A 3,061-nucleotide genomic window follows, 5' to 3' on the forward strand; every position below is an offset into this window, starting at 1 on the left:
AGACCACGCTGGGCGACGAGTTGGCGCTGCTTTACCCACCGGCGGCGATCGCTCGCTCCGCGTTCGCGGCGCTGACGGCGTGGGTTTGGGACGGCAGCAGCTTCGCCGCACCGGTCTGAGGCGAAGCGCACGCAAGCCGGGGCCCGGCAAGCCACGACCTCAGAGCGACGTCCCGTTGCCGTCATCCAGCATTCGAATTGGGTCACGACCATGACGGACGCCTGCGTCGAATTCCTGGACATGCTGATCAGGAACTCGGCTCGCAAGTCACCGTGAATCGCGAACTCGTGGTTCGCCTTGCCGCTCGATCACTTCGACGATCGCGCCGGCCATGCGCTGTGCCGCGCCGCGGTGCGCTGCGGCGAACGTCAGCGCGCGCTGTGCCATGCCGGCTTGCACGACTGAATCGTCGGCAAGAGCCGCAGCGCGCGCGACGCCTTCGGCCAAGCTAGCCACCCGCTCACTGGCACCCGCCGCGAGCGACAGCTCGGCCGCCTCGGCGAAGTTGAACGTGTGTGGGCCCATCACCACCGGGCAGCCGCAGGCCGCTGCCTCGATCAGGTTCTGCCCGCCCAGCTTCTCGAAGCTGCCGCCGAGCAGCGCCACGCTGGCGCAGGCGTAGTAGGCAGGCAACTCGCCCATCGAATCACCGAGCCAGACCGCAGCGGCCTGCGCCTGGGCGTCGGGCGCGCCACCGGGCCACGTGCTGCGGCGCGAGAGCGGCAAGCCGCTGCGTTCGACGAGCGCCGCCACTTCGTCGAAGCGCTGCGGATGGCGCGGCACCAGCAGCAAGCGAGGCCGAGGCTGCGGCAACGCGGCCCAGGCGTCGAGCAGCGGCGCCTCCTCGCCTTCGCGCGTGCTGGCGGCCAGCACCAGCGGCAGCCGGCTGGCGCGAGCCCAAGTCGCGCCGCGCACGAGCAGCAGCGCATCGGGCGCGGCATCGAACTTCACGTTGCCCATCGCCTCGACCTGCCGTGCGCCGGCGGCGATCAGCCGGTCGGCGTCGGCCTCGGTTTGTGCCAGCACGCGCGAAAGTGCGGCGAAGGCCGGGCGCAACAGCATGTCCCAGCGCCTGCCTCGTGCGAGGCTGCGTTCGCTCAGTCGCGCATTGGCCAGCAGCACCGGCACGGCGGCGGCCTGGGCGCCGTGCAGCAAGTTGGGCCAGACCTCGGTTTCCATCAGCACGCCCACGGCCGGCTGCCAGTGCCGGTAGAAGCGCTTGACGGCACCCGGGGTGTCGTAGGGCAGCCAGGTCTGCCGGTCGCCAGAGCGAAGCAACTCGCGACCCGCCTCGCGGCCGGTGGCCGTGCCGTGGGTGAGCAGCACACGCACGCCGGGCCGGGCCTGGCGCAGGGCTTCGATCAGCGCCGCGGTGGCCCGCGTCTCGCCGAGCGAGACGGCGTGGATCCATACCGAACCCGGCTTGCCTTCGTTGTCCCGATAGCGGCCGAAGCGCTCGGCCACCGCCTCGCGGTAGAGCGGTTCGGCGCGCCCACGCCACCACAGGCGCAGCCGGTACAGGGGGGACAGGGCAACGAGCAGCGCGCTGTAGAGGGCGCGGGCGTGCGCCGCGTTCATGCGCAGGGCGCCCGCCAGACGACGTGTGCGCTCAGTGCGCCGCCGCCATGACTTGCGCGTCGGGCTTGACCGCCTTCACCTCGGCCATGAATTGCGCCTGGATGCGTTCCAGCGCCTTCTTGGTCTTGCCCTCGAAGCGCAGCACCAGCACGGGGGTGGTGTTCGACGCGCGCACCAGTCCGAAACCGTCCGCGTACTCCGCGCGCAGGCCGTCGATGGTGATGACCTCGCGCGCACCGGGAAACTTGGCCACCTCGCGCAGCTTGGCGACCACCTCGTGGTGCTCGCCTTCGGCGCAGGGCATGTTGAGTTCGGGTGTGCTGAAGCTGGTCGGCAAGGCGTTGAGCAGCGCGCTCGGGTCCTTGTGGCGCGACACGATCTCGAGCAGACGCGCCGCGGTGTAGGTGGCATCGTCGAAGCCGTACCAGCGCTCGCCGAAGAAGATGTGCCCGCTCATCTCCCCGGCCAGCGGCGCGCCGCTTTCCTTGAGCTTGGCCTTGATCAGAGAGTGGCCCGTCATCCACATCGTCGGCACGCCGCCGGCCGCCTTGATCGCCTCGCCCAGGCGCTGGCTGCACTTCACGTCGAAGATCACCGGCGCGCCGGGGTGGCGCTGCAGGATGTCTTGCGCATAGAGCATGAGCTGGCGGTCGGGAAAAATGTTCTGGCCGTCGGCAGTGACGACGCCCAGCCGGTCGCCATCGCCATCGAAGGCCAGGCCCAGTTCCGCGCCGGTCTGCTTGACGGTCTGGATCAGATCGACCAGGTTCTCCGGCTTGCTGGGGTCGGGATGGTGGTTGGGGAAGTCGCCATCGACCTCCGAATACAGCTCGACCACCTCGCAGCCCAGCGCGCGCAGGATGCCCGGCGCCGACGCACCGGGAATGCCGTTGCCGCAATCGACCACCACCTTCATCGGCCGCGCCAGCTTGCAGTCGGAAACGATGCGGTGCAGGTACTCCGCGCCGATGTCCATCTTCGCGCTGCGGCCCTTGCCCCTGGCGTAATCCTCGGCCTCAATGCGGCGCTTCAGGCCCTGAATGTCCTCGCCGTAGATGGCGCGGCCGGCCAGCACCATCTTGAAGCCGTTGTAGTCCTTGGGGTTGTGACTGCCCGTCACCTGGATGCCGCTGCGGCAGCCGTGCTCGCCACGCGTGGCCGCCACGTAATAGAGCATGGGCGTGGTGACTGCGCCGAGATCGACCACGTCGATGCCGGTCGATCGCAGCCCGCGCAGCAGCGCTGCCACCAGGCCGGGGCCCGACACGCGCCCGTCGCGGCCCACCGCCACGGCGCGCTCGCCGAGCTTGCGCGCCTCGCTGCCGAAAGCGCGGCCGAGGTGCTCGGCGAAGGTCTCGTCGATCGTCTTTCCGACGATGCCGCGGATGTCGTAGGCCTTGAAGATCGAATCGGCAACCTGCATGCGCGCTTCCCCTTGCTTTGGAGCGGTGGATTGTAGGGAGGGCCTTCGCCGCACCGGGAC

At 69.8% G+C, this 3,061-nt stretch carries 2 protein-coding genes; both read right to left on the reverse strand.

All coding sequences use genetic code 11. The annotated features are described in order from the left end of the window. Window positions 1–267: 267 nt before the first annotated feature. Window positions 268–1,578, reverse strand: coding sequence for a 3-deoxy-D-manno-octulosonic acid transferase (locus tag H0W38_RS19665; RefSeq protein ID WP_292457340.1), 1,311 nt, complete (start codon window positions 1,576–1,578; stop codon window positions 268–270). A gap of 31 nt (window positions 1,579–1,609) precedes the next feature. Further along, the gene (locus H0W38_RS19670) at window positions 1,610–3,001 is read right to left on the reverse strand and encodes a phosphomannomutase/phosphoglucomutase (RefSeq protein ID WP_292457342.1); all 1,392 of its coding nucleotides are present in this window, start codon (window positions 2,999–3,001) and stop codon (window positions 1,610–1,612) included. Window positions 3,002–3,061: the final 60 nt, after the last annotated feature.

This window comes from Methylibium sp. (genome assembly GCF_013817365.1).
In the GTDB taxonomy this organism is placed as follows: Bacteria; Pseudomonadota; Gammaproteobacteria; order Burkholderiales; family Burkholderiaceae_C; genus Methylibium.